11 protein-coding genes, 1 rRNA gene and 2 pseudogenes are annotated in these 20,201 nt (G+C 56.6%); 3 read left to right on the forward strand and 11 right to left on the reverse strand.

Going from position 1 to position 20,201, the window contains the following annotated elements:
- Window positions 1-151: 151 nt before the first annotated feature.
- The 8 genes and pseudogenes from dctA to bcsR all read right to left on the reverse strand — a co-directional run bounded on the left by dctA (window position 152) and on the right by bcsR (window position 14,300).
- Window positions 152-1,438, reverse strand: a complete 1,287-nt coding sequence (dctA, locus tag ACWKXX_RS16260; protein ID WP_015571524.1) for a C4-dicarboxylate transporter DctC — start codon at window positions 1,436-1,438, stop codon at window positions 152-154.
- Between the two features lie 159 nt (window positions 1,439-1,597).
- Complete coding sequence (gene hmsP, locus ACWKXX_RS16265; RefSeq protein WP_048246719.1) at window positions 1,598-3,604, reverse strand: biofilm formation regulator HmsP; 2,007 nt, start codon at window positions 3,602-3,604, stop codon at window positions 1,598-1,600.
- A gap of 120 nt (window positions 3,605-3,724) precedes the next feature.
- Window positions 3,725-7,207, reverse strand: coding sequence for a cellulose synthase complex outer membrane protein BcsC (bcsC, locus tag ACWKXX_RS16270; RefSeq protein ID WP_023304597.1), 3,483 nt, complete (start codon window positions 7,205-7,207; stop codon window positions 3,725-3,727).
- Window positions 7,189-8,295, reverse strand: a complete 1,107-nt coding sequence (bcsZ, locus tag ACWKXX_RS16275; protein WP_017384189.1) for a cellulose synthase complex periplasmic endoglucanase BcsZ — start codon at window positions 8,293-8,295, stop codon at window positions 7,189-7,191. Before bcsZ ends, bcsC begins: the two co-directional genes overlap by 19 nt.
- 6 nt (window positions 8,296-8,301) lie before the next feature.
- Complete coding sequence (gene bcsB, locus ACWKXX_RS16280; protein ID WP_071591748.1) at window positions 8,302-10,725, reverse strand: cellulose biosynthesis cyclic di-GMP-binding regulatory protein BcsB; 2,424 nt, start codon at window positions 10,723-10,725, stop codon at window positions 8,302-8,304.
- A 10-nt stretch (window positions 10,726-10,735) separates the two neighbouring features.
- Window positions 10,736-13,351 carry a UDP-forming cellulose synthase catalytic subunit gene (gene bcsA, locus ACWKXX_RS16285; protein WP_261665915.1) on the reverse strand — a complete coding sequence of 872 codons (2,616 nt, stop codon included), beginning with the start codon at window positions 13,349-13,351 and terminating at the stop codon, window positions 10,736-10,738.
- A pseudogene (bcsQ, locus tag ACWKXX_RS16290) lies at window positions 13,348-14,100 on the reverse strand (cellulose biosynthesis protein BcsQ). The gene bcsA and the pseudogene bcsQ overlap by 4 nt, the downstream one beginning before the upstream one ends.
- A gap of 11 nt (window positions 14,101-14,111) precedes the next feature.
- Window positions 14,112-14,300 (reverse strand): cellulose biosynthesis protein BcsR, encoded by a 189-nt coding sequence (bcsR, locus tag ACWKXX_RS16295; RefSeq protein WP_003861175.1) that lies wholly within the window; start codon window positions 14,298-14,300, stop codon window positions 14,112-14,114.
- Between the two features lie 174 nt (window positions 14,301-14,474).
- On the opposite strand from bcsR, the pseudogene bcsE reads away from it, so the two are divergent.
- From bcsE to bcsG, 3 genes and pseudogenes are all read left to right on the forward strand, one after another.
- Window positions 14,475-16,042 (forward strand): annotated as a pseudogene (gene bcsE, locus ACWKXX_RS16300) (cellulose biosynthesis c-di-GMP-binding protein BcsE).
- Window positions 16,039-16,233, forward strand: coding sequence for a cellulose biosynthesis protein BcsF (gene bcsF, locus ACWKXX_RS16305; RefSeq protein WP_006808586.1), 195 nt, complete (start codon window positions 16,039-16,041; stop codon window positions 16,231-16,233). The pseudogene bcsE and the gene bcsF overlap by 4 nt, the downstream one beginning before the upstream one ends.
- Window positions 16,226-17,905: a cellulose biosynthesis protein BcsG gene (gene bcsG / locus ACWKXX_RS16310; protein WP_047734648.1), complete on the forward strand. Its 1,680-nt coding sequence runs from the start codon at window positions 16,226-16,228 to the stop codon at window positions 17,903-17,905. Before bcsF ends, bcsG begins: the two co-directional genes overlap by 8 nt.
- Window positions 17,906-17,940: 35 nt before the next feature.
- Here bcsG and birA read toward each other — a convergent pair whose 3' ends face one another.
- The 3 genes from birA to rrf all read right to left on the reverse strand — a co-directional run bounded on the left by birA (window position 17,941) and on the right by rrf (window position 20,178).
- Window positions 17,941-18,903, reverse strand: a complete 963-nt coding sequence (gene birA, locus ACWKXX_RS16315) for a bifunctional biotin--[acetyl-CoA-carboxylase] ligase/biotin operon repressor BirA (protein WP_017384195.1) — start codon at window positions 18,901-18,903, stop codon at window positions 17,941-17,943.
- The gene (gene murB / locus ACWKXX_RS16320; protein ID WP_032649809.1) at window positions 18,900-19,928 is read right to left on the reverse strand and encodes a UDP-N-acetylmuramate dehydrogenase; all 1,029 of its coding nucleotides are present in this window, start codon (window positions 19,926-19,928) and stop codon (window positions 18,900-18,902) included. The genes birA and murB overlap by 4 nt, the downstream gene beginning before the upstream one ends.
- A gap of 134 nt (window positions 19,929-20,062) precedes the next feature.
- Window positions 20,063-20,178, reverse strand: a 5S ribosomal RNA gene (rrf, locus tag ACWKXX_RS16325).
- Between the last annotated feature and the right edge of the window lie 23 nt (window positions 20,179-20,201).

A 20,201-nucleotide genomic window follows, 5' to 3' on the forward strand; every position in this document is an offset into this window, starting at 1 on the left:
AACCTTCCGATTAGACAGCGTGTTCGGCTAAACGTCACGGGCGGAAGTGAAATATACCCAAAAAAAATCTTGTCGAATTATGACAGGTATGAACGGTTATTATGCGCAGGTGCCCGCATCCCCACAAGGGAATACGGGCATTTATGAGGGATTAAGAGGATAAACCGGGGGTTTTGTCCTCAGATGTGCGGTTATTCAGCGTATCGTTAAGCTTCTTGTGATCCAGCTCTTTCACCCACTTCGCCACCACAATCGTCGCCACGCCATTGCCGACCAGGTTGGTTAACGCACGGGCTTCAGACATAAAGCGGTCAATACCGAGGATCAGGGCCAGGCCCGCCACCGGCAGATGGCCCACCGCCGAAATGGTGGCCGCCAGCACGATAAATCCGCTGCCCGTTACGCCCGCCGCCCCTTTTGAAGAGAGCAGAAGCACCACCAGCAGCGTAATCTGATGGAAGATATCCATGTGGCTGTTAGTGGCCTGGGCAATAAAGACCGCCGCCATCGTCAGGTATATCGAGGTGCCGTCCAGGTTAAAGGAGTAGCCCGTAGGAATAACCAGCCCCACCACTGACTTACGGCAGCCCAGCTTTTCCATTTTATCGAGCATACGCGGCAGCGCGGACTCCGAAGAGGATGTGCCGAGGACAATCAGCAGCTCTTCACGAATGTAACGGATAAATTTGAAGATGCTGAAGCCGGTCGCACGGGCGATGGAGCCGAGCACCACCACCACAAACAGAATACAGGTGATGTAGAAGCAGACGATCAGCTGGCCCAGCTGTACCAGCGTGCCGACGCCATATTTCCCGATGGTGAAGGCCATCGCGCCAAAGGCGCCAATCGGGGCCAGACGCATGATCATGTTGATGATGCCGAAGATCACCTGCGAGAAGCTTTCAATGACGTTAAAAATCAGCTGGCCTTTGCTGCCAAGACGGTGCAGGGCAAAGCCAAAAAGCACGGCAAACAGCAGCACCTGGAGGATGTTTCCGCTGGCGAACGCGCCAATCACGCTGCTCGGGATCACGTCCAGCAGGAAGGCAACAATCCCCTGATCTTTCGCCTGTTCAGCGTAAACCGCCACCGCTTTCGCATCCAGCGTGGCCGGGTCGACGTTCATGCCCGCGCCAGGCTGTACCACGTTGACAATTATCAGGCCGATAATCAGCGCGATGGTACTGACAATCTCGAAGTACAGCAGGGCAACCGCCCCCGTACGCCCGACCGCCTTCATACTTTCCATGCCAGCGATACCGGTCACCACGGTACAGAAAATGACCGGCGCGATGATCATTTTGATGAGCTTAACGAACGCGTCGCCAAGCGGTTTCATCTGCGCGCCCAGCTCCGGGTAGTAGTGACCGAGCAGAATACCGATAGCGATGGCTGTCAGGACCTGGAAGTAAAGACTTTTGAAGAGTGAGGTTTTCATAGGGTGTCCCTGGAAAGAAAAACTACAGGCTTTGTAAGGTTATGGTTAACCTGCGGCTTTAAAATAACACCCACATAACAGGACAGAAATAAACGGGGTTCAAATTTGAAACACAAATGTTAAGAACTTTGAGCTGGCTCGCACAAGCCAGCAACAAAATTACACTTTTGCGTTATTGCCAGCGTCGGCGAGATAGCGTTGCTCAAAGATATCCGTCGGTACGGCGCGGTCAAACAGGAAGCCCTGTCCGCTCTCCACGCCCGCCGCAGCCAGCCACTCACGCTGGGCGTCGGTTTCAATACCCTCGGCAATTACGTGCAGATTCAGGCTGTGCGCCATCTGAATAATGGCCTGTACCAGGCTGCAATCCCCCGGCAGCCCATCCACAAAGGTTTTGTCGATTTTCAGGACGTCCACCGGCAACGTTTTCATGTGCTGGAGCTGACGCAGGCCGGAATACCCCATACCGAAATCGTCCAGAGCAATGCGGATCCCGGCATTACGCAGCGGTTTCAGAATGGCGACAGCATCGTCAGGATTGTCGATACAACGGCTCTCGGTGACTTCCAGGATCAACGTGTGGGGCTGAATGCGGTAGCGGTGGATCAACTCGAGCATCTCCGGCACCATGGTCGGGTGCATCAGCTGTAGCGCAGAGAGATTCACCGACAGCGGCAGCGTGATGCCCCGTTGTTGCCAGGCCGCAAGCTGGCGGCAGGACTCTTCCAGCACCCAGTAGCCGACGGTGACCATCAGGCCGCAGGACTCGATACGTTCGATCATCCCCTCAGGCAGCTCCCACGTGCCGTCCGGCTGTTGCATACGCAGCAACGCTTCGGCGCTGGTCACTTCACCCGTGCGCAAATTGACCTGCGGCTGTAGCCAGAGCGCAAACTGGCGATTGTCCATCGCCGTCAGAATGTCGCTCTCTTCCGTCAGGCGCTGCTGGGCTTTTTCCATCTGCTCCGGATCAAAGAACTGGATCTGGTTTTTGCCTTTCCGGCGCGCGGTGAACGCGGCCGAGAAGGCCCGACGATAAAGCTGCTCGGCGGTCAGCCCCCCGTAGTACATCGCAATACCGATGCTGGCGCTCGGGCGAAGCTGGATACCCTGAATGGGCAGCCGCTCATTAATGACAGTGAGTACTTGCTGACCTAGCGTAATGGCGTGCCACGGCTCTTTAACACCGTGCGCGATCACCACCAGGTCATAACCACTGACCTGGGTGAGCACCATGCGCGGCGCCAGAACGGATTTCACCTTTTCCACCAGCGTCAGCAACAGCATCTCGCGCTGGCTCTCTTTCAGCACGCCCGCCGTGTCCTGCAAGGTTTCGCAGGCAATCACCATCAGCGCGGTGGTCTGCTGGCGGGCGACGGTCTGCTCCAGCAAGGCCATTAAAAACGCTTTGTTTGGCAGATCGGATACCGGAAAACGGGTGGCGTTGCTACTGAGCTCTTCCTGCTGACGCAGGACACGCTGCTGGTTGATATTGTAACTCCGGACCAGCATGCCAATTTCATCGTCGTGATGCAGGCGCGGCAAGGGAAGCTGATGCCCCATGTGCTCCTGTGGAGAGAGGTCGTTCAGCTCCCGGGCTATGCGGCGCAACGGATGCACAATTAACCGGTTGATACACCACGTCAGCGCCACGCTCAGCATTAGTGTCAAAAGTAAGTAAGTAGTCACTAACGTAGCAACCCAACTCATGACGAATTTATACATGCGGTACGAGTCGGCCTGTAGCACCAGGTAGGCCAGCGGCTGCGGGTTAGCCGGTCTTTCCAGGGAATAGAGAGGCAGGGAAATTTGCACCGGCAGTTCAAACAGGCGCATCACCATCATCGGGACGGGACGCTCCGGGATAAAACTCATCCGCAGCGCCTGGAACTGGTTCGGCAGCACGACATCCGCGCGGCTCACGATACCGGCGGGCTGAATGCGCTTCAGGATGGATTCCGCCTCGGGGATATCCCCTTTCAGGATCGAGGCTGACAGGGGTTCCCGCACCGAGCGGGCAATACTTTCCAGTTGCGAAGCCGTGTTATAGCGATTCTGCTGTACGGAGTGAAACAGCAAAATGACGCAGAAGATGAAGACAAACAGCATTGTGACGGCAGACACCATCGCCATCTGTTTGATCGTTAAGGAACGGCTGACACGCAAAATGACTCTCCACAAAACTCGAAGCGCAGGGCGCACCAGGGTGTAAACCTGGTGCGCCCGAGTATACCCGATAGCTGCACTTTTAAGAGAGACTTACAATTAGATTAAGAAAAAATCCGATCACCAGTCTGCATAAGGCACCAGCGGTTCCGGTGGTAAGTCCATATCACCCTGCCAGCCCGCGGCAGAATACCGAACGTAGAGCAGCGCATGGCTCGGGGTATAGTCTTTTGCTTCCTGAATATCGACGCCCAGACCGACAAACCAGTTGGACGTCACGCGGCGTTCAACAATCGCCCTTGCGGTATAACCCGTCCCTGACGAGCTACTTCCGGTTTCCATCACACCTTTATCGGTATAACGGCCTGGCTCATTGTCCGGGATCAGCCCCTGTAACGGATAACGCATCACATCTTTTGTTTTTGAATGAGACCAGGAGACGGAGCCGCCCAGCTCCCATGACCAGTTCTCTGTGCGTTTACGCCAGTTCACCGGTAAGGCGAACGACACATACTCCTGGGGACTGTAGTAACCGCCCTGGCCCAGCGAATAGCCACTTAAATCCTTATCGTAATGCCAGAGCATGTTGGACACGCCCACCGTCAGGCGTTCGTTGTTCTGATTGATGAGCTTGTAGTAATAGCCGGTCATCCAGCGGACGCGCCAGTTATCTTCGACATTCTTCCCGGTGAGGCTGTCGGCACTCAGGCTTGACCAGATCCCGTTAGCTTCGCCTTTGTCGTAGCTCATGCTCACGCCGCCACCTGTGGCACGCACGCCGCCCCAGGTGGTGTCGGTATTGGGATCTTTTTGCCCGGCGAAGGCCAGCACCGAGCTGGAAATCGGACGGCGATGGGCGTTCAGGGTGTAGCCAATCGGCCCTAAATCGTTGCTGTAGCTCAGGCTACCCACCACATCGACCACGTCGAAGCCCATCGGCGTTGTACCGATATCCCACGACCAGGTTTTGTTCTGCCAGCCGACGGCCACGCTGGCGCCGTTGGCCGACTGGTTCGTGCTGCCGTGACATGGCGTTTCGGCGCAGGTACCCCATGTCGGATCGTAGGTTCCGTTGTCGGTGTCAAAGGAACCGGCGTTCATATTGACCAGATCGCTACGGAAGAACATACGTCCGTCCGACAGCGGCGCATCAACCTGGAGCATGGTGGTGTGCGCTTTCAGGTCGGAATAGCCCCCCGTGCCGCTGGAGCCCCAGTAGTCGTGTTGCAGCGTGACGTTCAGATCCTGCTGACGATAAAGATCGCCTGCATCGCTGCGCACGCCGCGCTTCAGCCAGTCATCTTTCTCATCGTTACGCGTGAGCCGAGTAAAGCTGTCGTTATCGGTCGGACGGGTCGTTGTGATGCCCGATGAGACCATCGCATCTTTCCAGGTGTCCAGCGCCTGCTTAGGCTGACCATTTTGTGCCTGGAAACGGGCGGCATCGCGCATCACCAGCGCACTTTCCATCGAAGGCGGCTGCGATTTGGCCTGCGGAAGAATGGCGTTGAAGGTCTTTTCTGCCGCGGCACGATCACCCAGGCCAGCCTGCGCCATGGCAAGCCGGCGCTGCATATTGATCGAGAGCGGTTCGCCGTTCTGTGCCGCGGGCAGTTTCGCCAGCGCCGCGCGCGCCGCGTCCTTGTTGCCCTGGGCAAGAGAGACCTCGGTCAGGCCGAGGATCGCGTCTTCGTTCTGCGGTTCGCGTTGCAGGACGGTGTTGTAGGCAGTTTTCGCGGCCTCATGATCGCCACGCTGTTCAGCCCAGTCCGCCAGCGTCAGGTCGATACGGGTGGACGGAGGCTGCTGGCGAAGCAACGTTTCCGCCTCCTGCTCTTTTCCACTGTCGCGCAGGCGGTTGGCGGTTTCCAGCACCTGGTTACTTTGCAGGCGGTCCGCCAGCGCCTGAATGTTGCCGTTCCACTTGTCGCGCGGCAGCGTGTTCAGATGCGCCAGCGCCGCCCGATCCTGATCGTTACCGGACAGGTACAGCCCGCTGGCGTAAACCTGATCCGGATCGCCCGGTTTCTGGCTTGCCAGCTGACGCATCAGGTTATCCGCCTGGCTGCGCTGACCCGCGCTATACAGATCGCGTGACAGTCGGTAGGTGATCCACACGTCGCCCGGGGAAAGCGCAAGGCGTCGGCGCTGAATTTCTGCGGCCTGCGCATATTTCCCCTCGCTTTCCAGCTGTTCGGCCTGGGCTGACAGCTGCTCGTTCGTCAGGCTACGTTCAATATCATCAATGCTGCGGCGCTGGCTGGCAGAGAGCGACTGAATAAACTGCGTCGCCTTCTCCGGAGACTGCGCGCGATAAATATTGGCAAGACCGCGCACCGCGTTGCTGTTGCCGCTGTCCATCCGCAACGCCTGGCGGTAATAGCGTTCGGCCGCGTCGTTATCTTTGCGCGCCGCCGCCGCATCACCGAGGCCCAGAACCGCGTAGCTGTCGGTATTGTCGATATTACGCGCCTGCTGGTAATAGCGTTCGGCCTGGGCCGTATTGTTGGCTTTCAGGGCGTTATCCCCCTGCTGGATCAGCAGCCAGTATCGGTTGACCTTCAGCAGGCTGTCCCATTTGCCCCGGTTATCGCTCTGCGGATCGAGGGCGATCGCCTTTTCAAACTGAGCAACCGCACGCGCGCGATCGCCTTTCTGAGAATAGGCCTGCCCCAGCGCGCCTACGGCTTCACTGTCGGCGTGGTTGGCGCTGACTGCTTTTTGCAACTCCGTTACCGCTTTACTGCCCTGCCCGGCATCCACTGCGGCTAACCCTTCGGCTTTGGCGCGGAACGCCGGATCGGCAAGCTGTTTTTGCTGCGCTTCAAGCTGGGCGCGCGCCGCCGTCACGTTATCGCCATCGCTGAACACGCTCAGGTATTGTTGCAGCGCGGTAACGCTGGCGCTGCTGGCCGGCTGATCTTTGATCTGCTGGTACCACATGTCCGACGCCTGACTGCGGCCATTGTTCGATTTGGCCATCTCCTGTAACACCGCAAACCCTTCATCACGCCGTCCGCTCTGGAACAAAAGCTGTGCCAGCGAGGACTGTAGCGGGACGTTACCCGGACTGCTGGCGTTTATTTTCTTAAGCTGATTAATGGCCAGGTTGCGGCGGGCTGGCTCTTTCGCCACCACGTTCCAGTACTCCGTCGCGATGTCGCCACTGGGCGGCTTACCGTCAAACAGTTTGTCATACGCGGCAATGGCTTCCTGGGTGTGCCCGGTGGTGGCAAGCAGGCGAGCCTGCTGGAGGGCCTGGCGACCATCCGGCGTGGAGAGCAGCATGGTAGTACGGGAGGACTGATAGGCACTGGAATCGGGCGCCATTCCTTTCAGGCGATCCAGCTCTTTTTGCGCGCCCGCCGTATCGCCCTGTCGTAACAGGTAGCGGAAGCGCGCGGCAATCACGTCCGGGTTGTTGGGGTCGATCAGCTCAAGGCGATAGAGCGACTGGCGCACTAAATCCTCACGCTGGGTGGATTCCCCCAGACGGACCTGTTCCAGCAGCTGTCTCTGCTGCGGGGAGTTGGCGGCCTGGGCCAGGGGCATTAGCGCCAGGCCAAGCGATAAGGTGAGTAGATTCAGTGTGAACGTGCGCATTCCTGGCCCCAGTCCGGTAGTAATTCACCTTGCACGGTGAAACGAAAACGATGCTGATCCCACCCTTGTCCAAAGAGGGTCAGAACGTAGCTGTAATAAGCATTGTTATCGGGAAAACGATCGGCGACGTGCTGGCGTTGCACCGCTTGCGCGTCCCGGTTTTGTAAAAACGGAAGGAGGGAGGCAGAAAACCCTACCGGCCCATCTCCGGTGCGTTTCCCGGTCGCGACGTCCACTTTCTCCGGCGGCAAGCCTTGTTTGATTGTGGTGGTCGCCATGGGCTTGAAACGCGCCAGTAGCCGGGCTTTCTGCGGATCGTTATCGTTCATCATCCCTACCCACAGATAGACGCGAATCGCATCGTAGCTGCCGATCAGGGATGCATCCTGCGACAGCTGCCAGCCGCCCTTTTTCTGGTATTTCACCCAGTTCGGGGAAAATCCTTTAGGCGCGGTCTCCAGCAGCAGACGCAGGTTGGTTTCACGGAGCGTCGTCCACGGCGCGCCAAAACGGGTGAAATAGCTCGCAAGCTGCGGCGGCAGGTAGCTGGGGTTGAAGCGCCAGACACTCTCTTCGGCAAAACCGACTTTACCCGGCAGCAGCATAGAACCCAGCCCCGGCACCTTCACCACTTCCTCACTGGCAATGCGCGTCAACAGCGCCTTACCCGTGCGCGTGTAATCGGGATTTTTCCACAGCCGCCCGGCTTCCAGCAGCGACCAGGCAATCCAGATATCGGCATCAGACGCGGAGTTAGGGTCGATAACCGCCCAGGTTTCGTCGTCCTTTTTCCCCCACAGCCAGGCCGGGAGATGTTGGGTTAAATCTCCCTCGGCAAGGTTATCGCGCGTCCATGCCAGCAGCAGATCGAACGCCTTGCGATCGTTTGCCGCGAGGGCAAAGAACAGTCCGTAGCTTTGCCCTTCGGAGGTGGTGATTTTGCGCGCGTCACTGGGATCAATGACGCGCCCACTTTCGCTCATATAATCCTGCTTGAACGTCTCCCAGGCAGGCCAGCGACAGGCGGCGTGAAGATTCGCCGCCGCCAGCATCAACGCTGCGACTACACACCCGCGAAAGATTTTCATCACCGCTTACTCATGGTCCGGGTTAAGACGACGACGGCTGATGATTCGCAGCAGACGCCACAGTACCCACGCCAGCAGTACAACGCTGAGCGCAGCCAGCACGGCCAGCAGCACCGGGTGGTTAGACAGGGCGTACCACAGGCGTTCGAACCACGGCAGATGACCGACGTAGTAGACATCCCCCACGCGCAGGCTGTTTACCCCCGACTCACGGATCACCGAGACGGAACCGAACATTGCCGCCCGTTTACCGCTGTCGTTCATGGCCGTGTTGAGTAGCTCATACCCGCGCGGGCTGTCCGCCAGCAGGGCGATAACGCTGCGCTGGTCGTTATACGGCGACTGGAAGCCGACAATCGCGGCCATCGGACCCGTTGAGCTTACGGTCGTCCTGATATTGGCCTGACGATCGCCGCTGTCCGGCATGATGCTCGGGAACTCGGTCTGACGCAGCGGCGTGTTAACCCACGACTGAGCCGCCTGCACCAGCAGATCGACGCGCTTCTCGTCTTTCAGCTTGTCCGGAATGTTGCCGATGACCATGATATCGGCATCTTTGTTCTGGATCTGGCTCCCGTCATCCGTCACCGTCACGTTGATCGCCGGCAAGCCGGTTTGCGCCCCGACGGTGCCCATGGTGTCCAGCAGCGTGGTAACCTGGCCTTCGTTGGCCGCTTTTGGCATCACGACAATCGATTCAGAGAGGTCTGCCATGCGGCTGAACGGGAAGCTGGCGTTAGCAAAGGCACGCAGATCCGGCATCGCAATAAAGTGGTAATACTTCGAGAAGTCGATCGTGGAATCATCGCCAATCACCACGTGGTTTTGCACCGGCTGGAAGGTAATACAGTTTTCCACCGATCCACCCGGCATGGGGTTCATATACTGGAAGTTAAACCGCAGCTGGTTCACCGCACCGAGCTTCAGCGCCGGGATCGACACATCGGTTTTGCCATCCAGCAGCCCCTGTAATACAGGCAGACGAAGCATCAACCGGTTTGTCTCCTGGCTGCTGGTCAGGCTGAACGATTGCAGGAACTGGTTGTTGAGGCTGATATCCATACGCGAGCTGTCTTTGGTTGCCGGCGCGGTGTAACGGTAGTTCAGATTGATATCAATGCCGTTGGTGCGCAGCAGATAGAGATCCGGCGGCAGGTTCAGCGACAGGCTGACAGGAGAAGGTTCAAGCCCGGTTGACTGCAATTGCTCTTCATAGGTTTTCAGTTCGCCAAAGGTGATGGCCCGGTCGGTACGTACCCAGTTCGGCGCATCATAAGGCTTACGTGCCAGCAGCGGTTTCACCTCGTCCACCACAACGCTGTTACCGCGGAACAGGATATTCCCCTGCGCAATGCCTTTCGCCGCCTGCACCAGATCTTTGTCATCACGGCCGAAGATCACCAACAGCTTCACGTACGGATTGTCCGGATGGCTGATCATCTCGATGGTGGGCGCTTTCACCTCCGGATGGTCACGCAGGAAAGCCGGACGTTTGGCGTTGGTGGCAAACACGATCGCGTTTTTGTCCGGCATTTTGTCGTACATGACCGGGAAACTTTGACCACGCCAGCCGGAGCGGGAACCAAACCAGGATGCCACGATAGAGGCCGCCAGCTGTTCGGTCACATCGGGAGAGCCGGCAAAGACCATCGGCAGGTTCAGCGGACGGTTATCACGCGGGTCGAAGAACGGCACCGGGAAGGCGGAGAGATCGTTTTTCAACGCCAGCGGCTGATAGGTCATCTGAAGCGAAGAGTTACGCCCGACATCCAGCCACAGGGTGCTGCTGGCCGGGTTTTCACAGACATCGCGGTAGTGGCCGACAAACTCCAGACGCACGCGGTTAAAATCGGTGATAAACAGCGGATTAATCGGCACCTGAGCCAGGGTTTTCTTACCCAGTTGCTCTTTGGTGACGGGCAGGACGTCCATCAGCTCGTCATTCAGATAGACCTTAAGCTGGGACTGCACCGGCAGCAGCGACGGCGATGGGGTGTATTCCAGGTTGAGCATCGCTTTCGACACGACTTCATCGCTGCGCATACCGAATTCGATACCGCCATTTGGGTTGATGCCGCGCAGAACCATGCTGCCCGGAGGAGGCGCGATCTGGGCAAACGTCAGCTTAACGTCACGCGACGGCGTATTTTCGGCAACCACCGGCGCACTGGCTCCCGGCACGCCAGGCATGACCTGCCCAACCACCGGGTTGTCGGCGGGCAGCGTATTCCCCGTCGTCGGCTGATTCGGGACGACGTTTTCCGTCTGCCCCGGCGCGGCCGTCACAACCGGATCGGTCGCTTGCGCGACGACAGGCACCGTTGGCGCGGGCGTGGCCGCTGCGTTATCAGGCGCTGCGTTAGCCACTGTTGCAGGGAGCGCACTCATCCCCATTGCCACTGCACATAACCAGGAAAGTTTTGTTTTCATCGCGTTATCATCATTGTTGAGCCATAACCGGGTCCGCCTGCTTCGCTTCATCTCGCTCAGGTCGACGCGGAATGAACGACACGACCCAGGAAACCAGTGAAGTAAGTGACCGGAAAATTAATTTCACCGACGACGGGGCAAATTCTGCAAGGTGACGATAGCCACGGAACCCCAGCTTAAGAATATCCAGCAGGCTTTCCAGAGGCTTATCCTCAGGGAAGCTGTCCTGCCAGAGAGCCCACGTATCCGCGCGGGCAAACGTACACTGCACAAAATCAATGTGTTGCTTTTTGGTCAGCGGCATCAGTTGCAGACCCACTTCATTTCCTCTCACACGCACCACCTGCGTCGGGAAGACATACTCCTGCTGGCCGCGCTTAAGCAGTAGGTTGACCTTCTGCCCCTCCAGCACCTTCGCCTGACCGTTGATCTTGATACCCAGACCGCCATCCGAAAAGTCATGTACGGTACAGGAGAAGAGATGTCCATCGTCGCGAGCAATGGCCGCTGGCATGCTGATTTCGACGCGATGCGCGCGGCGAACCTGTTTGCTCGCCACCGATACCGCCACCGCGCCGCCGAGGATAATCAGGTTATAAAACACCCACGCCATACTCACGAAGACCGTCAGAATTTCGTTTTCCGGGCCGTAGAAGTAGCGCCAGATCCCAACAATCACGCCCACAATATTCAGCAGCACCAGGAAGATATAGGGCCGGGAGATCACCCAGTCGACATACTCCTCTTCCACCAGCCCGCCCTTCGCGGTGACGTTGAATTTCCCTTTATGCGGGTTAATCAGCGCCACCATGGTGGGCGGCGCGATGTACCAGGCCAGCACCGTTTCGTAAATTTCACTCCAGAAGGAGTGGCGATATTTCCCCTGAATCTTCGAGTTCGTCAGGCTGGCGTGGATCATGTGCGGCAGAACGAACAGGGCAATCATCAGCGCAGGCGCATAGATGATGTAAGCGTGAAGGAGCAGGAACGCCAGCGGCGCAGTGAGGAAGATAAGCCGTGGAATACCGGACAGGAAGTGGAACATGGCGTTAACGTAGCACAGCCGTTGCGCCAGCTTCAGCCCTTTACCCATCAGCGGGTTATCGAGCCTGAAAATTTGCACCATGCCGCGGGCCCAGCGAATACGCTGGCCGATGTGCGCCGACAGGGATTCCGTGGCCAGCCCCGCCGCCTGAGGAATACGCATGTAGGCGGAGGTATAGCCAAGACGGTGCAGACGCAGCGAGGTGTGCGCATCTTCCGTGACCGTCTCGACGGCGATCCCGCCAATTTCATCCAGCGGTTTCCGGCGGATCACCGCACAGGAGCCGCAGAAGAACGTTGCGTCCCACATGTCGTTCCCGTCCTGCACGAGTCCATAGAACAGCGTGCCCTCGTTCGGGGTTTTACGAAAACGGCCGAGGTTACGTTCAAACGGGTCCGGCGAGAAGAAGTGGTGCGGCGTCTGCATCATCGCCAGCTCTTTCTCCTTCAGGAACCAGCCCATGGTCATTTGCAGGAACGAGCGCGTTGGCACGTGGTCGCAGTCGAAAATAGAGACGAACTCCCCTTTGGCATATTTCAGCGCATTGTTGATGTTACCGGCTTTCGCGTGTTCATGCGTGGTACGGGCGATGTACTCTACCCCCACTTCGTCCGCGAACTGGCGGAACTCGGCACGGCCACCGTCATCGAGGATCCAGATTTTGATTTTATCCTTCGGCCAGTCGATACCCAGCGCGGCGTAAATGGTGTTTTTTACCACCGACAGATCTTCGTTGTAGGTCGGCACGAAAAGGTCAACCGTAGGCCACTGGGTCGTGTCTTTTGGCAGCGGCACCGGCTGTCGATTCAGCGGCCAGATAACCTGGAAGTAACCCAGCACCAGCACGATCCAGGCGTAAGTCTCAGCAAACAGCAGGACTAAGCCGCACACCAGGCTGACCGGGTCGTCCCAGTTCAGCGTTGAGGTATATCGCCACCAGATGTAGCGGCAGGAAACGGTCAGCGATAGCACAATCAGCATCAGGGCAGAAAAACGCCCTGGTATGCGCCGCACCAGCAGCGCCACGCCCCACAGCAGGATCAGGAAGGTGAACTGCGCCAGCGGATTGAAGGGCTGGGTAATACAGACCAGCGCAAGAATCAGCGAGAACACCACAACCACGCCGAGAATAAAACGCCGCAAGCCCGGGTGTAGGTGCCCGAGCTCTTTGTGGTTATCTAAATGACCCGTTTTGTCGCCCACCCGGTCAGGTAGCCGGTCAAGCCACTGGTGGTAGTGTTCACGCAGGTTCTGCACACGATCGAAGCTGCGCCAGCGGGACGTTTTTTTCTCCGCGCCCGTTGAGGTCGTTAGTAGCCAGATGGACTGAATAGCGTAGCGCGCGGGATCCAGCGGACGCGGCTTGTCAGGGTTGATATGCGGATAGAGTTCACCTTGGCGCGCACGAATGCGTTGCCAGCGGGGATGTTCGAGGGGGATGAACATCCACGCCAGAATCATCCACAAACAGCCCAGCGCAGCGCTCAGCGACGAGGCGCCGTGATGACGGTAATGGCGGTAGCGTTCACTTAAGCGCGAATTGACCGGCGGAATGAGCAGCCAGTTAGTCAGGCGGCTCATACTGAACTCCCGGCAGGCTCCGGCCGTTTAGCAAAGTGCAGCAGACACCAGTTGGCCAGCGTCAGGATCTCTTCCGCCGCCAGTGAATCGCTACGGTACTCCCCGAGAGGTTGTTTGGACGCAAGGCACTCCGCCATCGCTTCGTCACGATGGATCACCATCGGCAACAGGCGGCGCTGACTCTGGAGCCAGACCTAGTAGAGATCGTCCTGGATCTGGCTGCCAATGCGCAGATCGTTGATCAGAATATGGGCATTGGCAGGCATCGGCTGCTGATGCAGACGGATATGACAATTCGCATCTACGTTCGCGATGGAGAGCACATGGTCGCACTGCGCCAGCAGCTGGCGGGTCAGCGACGCGGCACCGTGCGGCAGGTCCAGCAGGATCCACTGATAGTGCCCGCTCTCTTTCAGGCTCTGCAATGCGGTGATGAAGCGAGAGAACAGGCGCTGGTACGCGGCTTCATTCCCGCGCTCGGTTTCGGTCAATTGACCAAAGAGAAGCAAATCGAGCTGGGAGGTATAACGCAAACCCGCATCCCGCCAGTCTTTATCGTCCAGAAGCGCGCGTCCCCAGCCGTTTGCATGCGTAAAGTCGACATTGAATGACATGCGCAGCAAATTATCGGAACAGGCATCAATGACCAGTACCGATTCACCTAATACCTGCAATGACCACGCCAGCGCCGCGGTAACGGAAGTTGTACCCACCCCACCACGGACGCCCTGTAATCCTAGTACAGCCATCAATGGCTTCCTTATTGTTGTTGGGCAAACTCAGCTAATAACGGCCAACGTTTAATAGCCGCCGCCAACTGTTCACGCTGGGAAATATCGGTGTAATCTATTTCAGGCAAAGAAAAAGCCTGCGTGAGTGCCAAAAAATCGTTCTGGAATGTGTAACCCAGACTTGAGTCGACTGGGGTTGCGGGTTCGTTATTTTGCATTCTTTTTTCATCCCTTTGAGTAAAATCATAAGATTCAGATGCAGCGAGGCGTCCTGCCCATTAAATTTCATTTACATGCTAAATCTGATGTTCTTTAATTTCAATGTTAGGTTTATTTCTACGCTTTCGCTAGTAAACTGAGAGACATAGAAATTCGACGAAAAGAGGGACACCGTGGACTCCATATTTTCTATTGGCATCCAGTCATTATGGGACGAATTGCGCCACATGCCAGTCGGAGGAGTCTGGTGGGTTAATACGGATCGTAATGAAGATGCCATCAGTCTGGTAAACCAGACGATAGCGGCGCAGGGGAAGGATTCCCGCGTGGCCGTCATTACGATGGGCGAAGAGCCGAAGTCAATCATCAGGCTCGACAGTGACCGTGGACCCCAGACAGTACGATTATTTTCCATGCCTGCGGAGGCTGACAGTCTATACTTTTTACCCCGCGATATTCAGTGTTCTATTGTTCCTGAACACTATTTACTGATTCTAAAATGCTCTAATAACGGCCTGCAAAATATCCCGTCTGAAAAACTGCTGAAATGGCTGGGAAGAATCAACAGATGGGCAAAAAATCAAAATTGCACCTTATTGGTTGTTAACCCAGGCAGTAATAATGACAAGCTTTTTTCACTTTTAATGAGTGAATACCGTTCCCTCTATGGCCTGGCCAGTATTCGTGTCCAGACCGACCGCCATCTTTACGACGTGGCTTTCTGGTGCAATGAAAAAGGGGTGAGCTCCCGACAACAACTTACCCTCAAACATGTCGGGGATGAGTGGCATCTTGCTCAACAGGAAGAGACGGTAGTTCAGCCACGCAGTGATGAAAAACGCGTTCTGAGCCATATTGCGGTACTGGAAGGTGCGCCTGCACTGTCTGAGCACTGGTCACTGTTCGATACCAATGAAGCCTTATTTGATGAGGCGCGCACCACGCAGGCGGCGACCATTATCTTCTCGTTGATCCAGAATAACCAAATCGAAACGCTGGCAAGGCACATTCACACATTACGTCGCCAGCGCGGCAGCGCGTTAAAAATTGTGGTGCGTGAAAATAATACCAGCCTGCGCGCCACCGATGAGCGCTTATTACTGGGCTGCGGCGCGAATATGGTCATTCCGTGGAATGCTCCCCTGTCGCGCTGTCTGACGCTGATCGAAAGCATCCAGGGCCAGCAGTTTAATCGACATGTTCCGGAAGATATCAGCACCCTGCTTTCAATGACGCAGCCGATGAAACTGCGCGGCTACCAGAAATGGGACACCTTCTGCGATGCGGTGGGCAACATGATGAGCAATACGCTGTTACCGGCAGACGGAAAAGGGGTGATGGTTGCCCTGCGCCCCGTGCCGGGTATTCGCGTTGAGCAGGCGCTCACTCTGTGCCGCCCTAACCGTATCGGGGACATCATGACCATTGGCGATAACCGCCTGGTGCTGTTCCTCTCCTTCTGCCGGGTGAACGATCTGGATACTGCGCTTAACCATATCTTCCCGCTTCCTACCGCGGATATCTTCTCGAACCGTATGGTCTGGTTTGAAGATAACCTGATCGCGGCTGAGCTTGTCCAGATGCGTGCCCTGCCACCTGAAAAGTGGGCCAAACCGTTGCCTGTCACAAGCGGCGCCAAACCGGTTCTGAACGCGAAACATGACGGGCATGTCTGGCGACGGGTACCCTACCCGAGCCGCTACGCTTACTGGATGAGAACAAGGAGAGCGCGCCATTATGAATATCAGCGATATCATCCAACTGGTTGTTCTGTGCGCGCTGATTTTTTTGCCGCTTGGCTACTATGCACGCCATTCCCTGCGCCGTATTCGCGATACGGTCAGATTACTGTTCGTCAAACCTCGCTATATTAAACCCGCCGGAACACTGACTCGCGCTCCGAACGTCAAGGCAAACCGAAAACATGACTAATTCTACCTATACCTCTTCGGCGCCATCGCCACTCTGGCAATACTGGCGCGGCCTGTCCGGCTGGAATTTCTACTTTCTGGTGAAGTTTGGTCTGCTGTGGGCAGGCTATCTTAATTTCCACCCTCTGCTTAACCTGGTGTTTATGGCATTCCTGCTGATGCCAATCCCGAACCTCAGGCTGCACCGTATACGTCACTGGGTCGCTATCCCCATCGGTTTCGCCCTGTTCTGGCATGATACCTGGCTGCCCGGCCCTGAAAGCATCATGAGCCAGGGCTCCCAGGTCGCAGGTTTCAGTGCGGACTATATGCTCGATCTGGTTGAGCGCTTTATTAACTGGCAGATGATTGGCACGGTATTTGTCCTGCTGGTCGCCTGGCTGTTCCTGTCTCAGTGGATCCGGGTGACGGTGTTTGTCGTCGCAATTATGATCTGGCTAAACGTGCTGACGCTGACGGGCCCGAGCTTCTCGCTGTGGCCAGCCGGTCAGCCGACAACAACCGTTACCACCACGGGCGGTTCCGCCGCCGCGACCGTTGCGACAGCAGGGGATACGCCTGTGGTTGGGGATATTCCTGCGCAGACTGCACCGCCGACATCCACTAACCTGAACGCGTGGCTCTCCAGTTTTTACGCTGCGGAAGATAAGCGTCAGACGAAATTCCCGGACGCGCTGCCTGCCGATGCTCAGCCGTTTGAGCTGCTGGTCATTAACATCTGTTCTCTGTCCTGGGCTGACGTTGACGCGGCTGGTTTGATGTCGCACCCGCTGTGGTCGCATTTCGATATTCAGTTTAAGGACTTCAACTCGGCCACGTCGTACAGCGGCCCGGCGGCTATCCGCCTGCTGCGCGCCAGCTGCGGACAGCCTTCGCATAAGAACCTCTACCAGCCGGCAGCTAACCAGTGTTATCTGTTTGATAACCTCGCAAAACTGGGCTTTACCCAGCACCTGATGATGGGCCATAACGGTCAGTTCGGTAACTTCCTGAAAGAAGTGCGTGAACAGGGTGGCATGCAGGCCCCGCTGATGGACCAGAAAGGGCTGCCGGTAACGTTGCTGGGCTTTGATGGCTCGCCAGTGTATGACGATACCGCCGTGCTTCAGCGCTGGTTAGATACCGTCGGCAAAGAGGAAGGGACACGTAGTGCGACGTTCTATAACACGCTGCCGCTGCACGACGGGAACCATTATCCCGGCGTGAGTAAAACGGCCGATTATAAGGCCCGTGCTCAGAAGTTCTTTGACGAGCTGAACGCGTTCTTCAACGAGCTGGAAAAATCAGGTCGCAAAGTGATGGTGGTGGTAGTACCAGAACACGGAGGGGCGCTGAAAGGCGACAGGATGCAGGTGTCTGGTCTGCGCGATATCCCAAGCCCGTCCATCACTAACGTTCCGGCCGGGATTAAGTTCTTTGGCATGAAGGCGCCGCATCAGGGAGCGCCCATTGAAATCACCCAGCCAAGCAGCTATCTGGCTATCTCGGAACTGGTTGCTCGCGCTGTAGACGGTAAGCTGTTTGTGGAAGATAGCGTGAACTGGGATCAACTCACCAGCGGGCTGCCGCAGACGGCGGAGGTATCGGAAAACGCCAATGCGGTGGTGATCCAGTATCAGAATAAGCCTTATGTCCGACTGAATGCCGGGGATTGGGTGCCGTATCCGCAGTGATGACCTGCTACCCCCTCTCCCCTGTGGGGAGAGGGTTACTCCGCACTTCGTAACGAAATTTCACCGCCCACCCAGGGCTTAATCACGCCATCCTGTTCAAGAAGCAACGCGCCCTGCGCGTCAATGCCGCGTGATGTGCCGTAAATCTCTTTATCCCCAATCAGCAGCTTCACCGGTCGGTTAATAAAGTTATCCAGTTTTTCCCAGCGGGACAGGAATGGCGCTAACCCCTCTTGTTCAAAGAGCGTCAGCGAACTACGCAACTCATTGATCATGCGGACGGCAAGCGTATTGCGATCGATGGTGATCCCCGCTTCCTGCAAGTTGGTCCAGGCCTGGTTCACGACATCGTTCTGCACGTTTCGCATCACCATGTTCAGTCCCGCACCAATGACGATCTGTGCGGCATCGCCTGTTTTTCCCGTCAGTTCAACCAGGATCCCCGCCAGCTTTCGATCGTTGAGATACAGATCGTTGGGCCATTTTACCCGCACCTGATCGGCACCCAGATCGTGCAGCACCTCTGCCATCACAATGCCGATGACCAGGCTCAGCCCGATGGCCGCAGCTGGCCCCTGTTCAAGCCGCCAGTACATGGAAAGGTAGAGGTTGGCGCCAAATGGTGAGAACCACTTACGCCCCCGGCGGCCACGTCCTGCCTGTTGGTACTCGGCAACGCAGGCATCACCGGATTTCAGCTCGCTCAGGCGATCCAGCAGATACTGGTTCGTCGAATCAATGACCGGCAATACCGCGACGTTACCGTGCCCAATCTGGCTGCGGATGACCTCTTCATTCAGTAACTGGATCGGTTCCGGCAGGCTGTAGCCTTTTCCCGGCACCGTAAACACATCCACGCCCCAGTCGCGGAGCGTTTGAATATGCTTATTGATCGCAGCACGGCTCATGCCCAGCTGTTCGCCCAGCTGCTCGCCAGAATGAAACTCGCCATCGGCAAGGATACCGATGAGAGTTAACGGAATAGTATTGTCCTTCACGCAATGGTCTCCACGGCATTCACTTCGCCCGTTCGGCCAATAAAGCGAACTTCAGGCTCCAGCCAGACGTTGAATTTTTCGCCCACGCGCTGGCGAACATGATGCGCCAGGTTGACGATATCCTCACTTGTCGCGTTAGACTGGTTGATCAGTACCAGCGCCTGCTGACGATGAACAGCAGCGCCACCAAGAGTCGTACCTTTTAATTCACACTGATCGATAAGCCAGCCTGCGGCCAGCTTCACGCTACCATCCGCCTGAGGATAATGCGGGGCCGTTGGCCAGCCGGCGAGAAACGCTTTTGCATTTTCGCTGCTGATCACCGGGTTTTTGAAGAAACTGCCCGCATTTCCGTTTACTTTCGGGTCCGGGAGCTTGGTCATTCGCATGTGGCAAACGGAATCAAATACCTCACGCGGTGTGACGGTAGCCGGGTCGAGACGGGTCAGATCGCCGTAAGTCAGAACGGGTTTCCAGGCTTTCGCCAGGCGCAGGCCAACGGCCACAATGACGAAACGATCCTGATAGTCGTGCTTGAAAATGCTGTCGCGATAGCCAAAGCGGCACTGCTCTGCGGTCAGGCGCTTCGCCGTTCCGGTCGCGAGTTCGATGCAGTCGACATATTCGCAGACGTGTTTCAGTTCGATGCCGTAGGCACCGATGTTTTGAATAGGAGATGATCCTGCACAGCCCGGGATCAGAGCCAGGTTTTCCAGCCCTGGCATCCCTTTTTCAAGGGTATATTGCACCAGATGGTGCCAGTTCTCGCCAGCACCCACGTGTAAATGCCAGCTGTCAGCGCTCTCTTTACGCTCAATCCCCATGATGCGATTGACGATTACCGTCCCCGCAAAATCATCGAGAAACAGGACATTACTTCCTTCGCCCAGAATAAGTACGGGTTCACCGTTTTCTGTTGCGTTTTGCCATGCATTCAGCAACTGCTGAGCACTCTCGGCACGTACAATTTGATTAGCATTCCGTTGAATACCAAAGGTATTCCAGGGCTTAAGGGAGTGATTCATAGACGCTATCCTGATGCAAAAACCGGGATAGTTTACCGTATATATGGGGGGATAGGTGATTTGTTTATGGAAAGGAAGCAGGTACAGAAACGCAAAAAGGCCATCCTTCCGGATGGCCTCTTCACTTGTTTGATGCCTGGCAGTTCCCTACTCTCACATGGGGAGACCCCACACTACCATCGGCGCTACGGCGTTTCACTTCTGAGTTCGGCATGGGGTCAGGTGGGACCACCGCGCTAAAGCCGCCAGGCAAATTCTGTTAATCTGTATCAA

Source organism: Enterobacter sp. UPMP2061, from assembly GCF_053709615.1.

Coding starts and splice junctions, on each gene's coding strand:
- dctA (WP_015571524.1), bottom strand. CDS start 1,438: ATGAAAACCTCACTCTTCAAAAGTCTTTACTTCCAGGTCCTGACAGCC.
- bcsC (WP_023304597.1), bottom strand. CDS start 7,207: ATGCGCACGTTCACACTGAATCTACTCACCTTATCGCTTGGCCTGGCG.
- bcsZ (WP_017384189.1), bottom strand. CDS start 8,295: ATGAAAATCTTTCGCGGGTGTGTAGTCGCAGCGTTGATGCTGGCGGCG.
- bcsB (WP_071591748.1), bottom strand. CDS start 10,725: ATGAAAACAAAACTTTCCTGGTTATGTGCAGTGGCAATGGGGATGAGT.
- bcsA (WP_261665915.1), bottom strand. CDS start 13,351: ATGAGCCGCCTGACTAACTGGCTGCTCATTCCGCCGGTCAATTCGCGC.
- bcsR (WP_003861175.1), bottom strand. CDS start 14,300: ATGCAAAATAACGAACCCGCAACCCCAGTCGACTCAAGTCTGGGTTAC.
- bcsF (WP_006808586.1), top strand. CDS start 16,039: ATGAATATCAGCGATATCATCCAACTGGTTGTTCTGTGCGCGCTGATT.
- bcsG (WP_047734648.1), top strand. CDS start 16,226: ATGACTAATTCTACCTATACCTCTTCGGCGCCATCGCCACTCTGGCAA.
- murB (WP_032649809.1), bottom strand. CDS start 19,928: ATGAATCACTCCCTTAAGCCCTGGAATACCTTTGGTATTCAACGGAAT.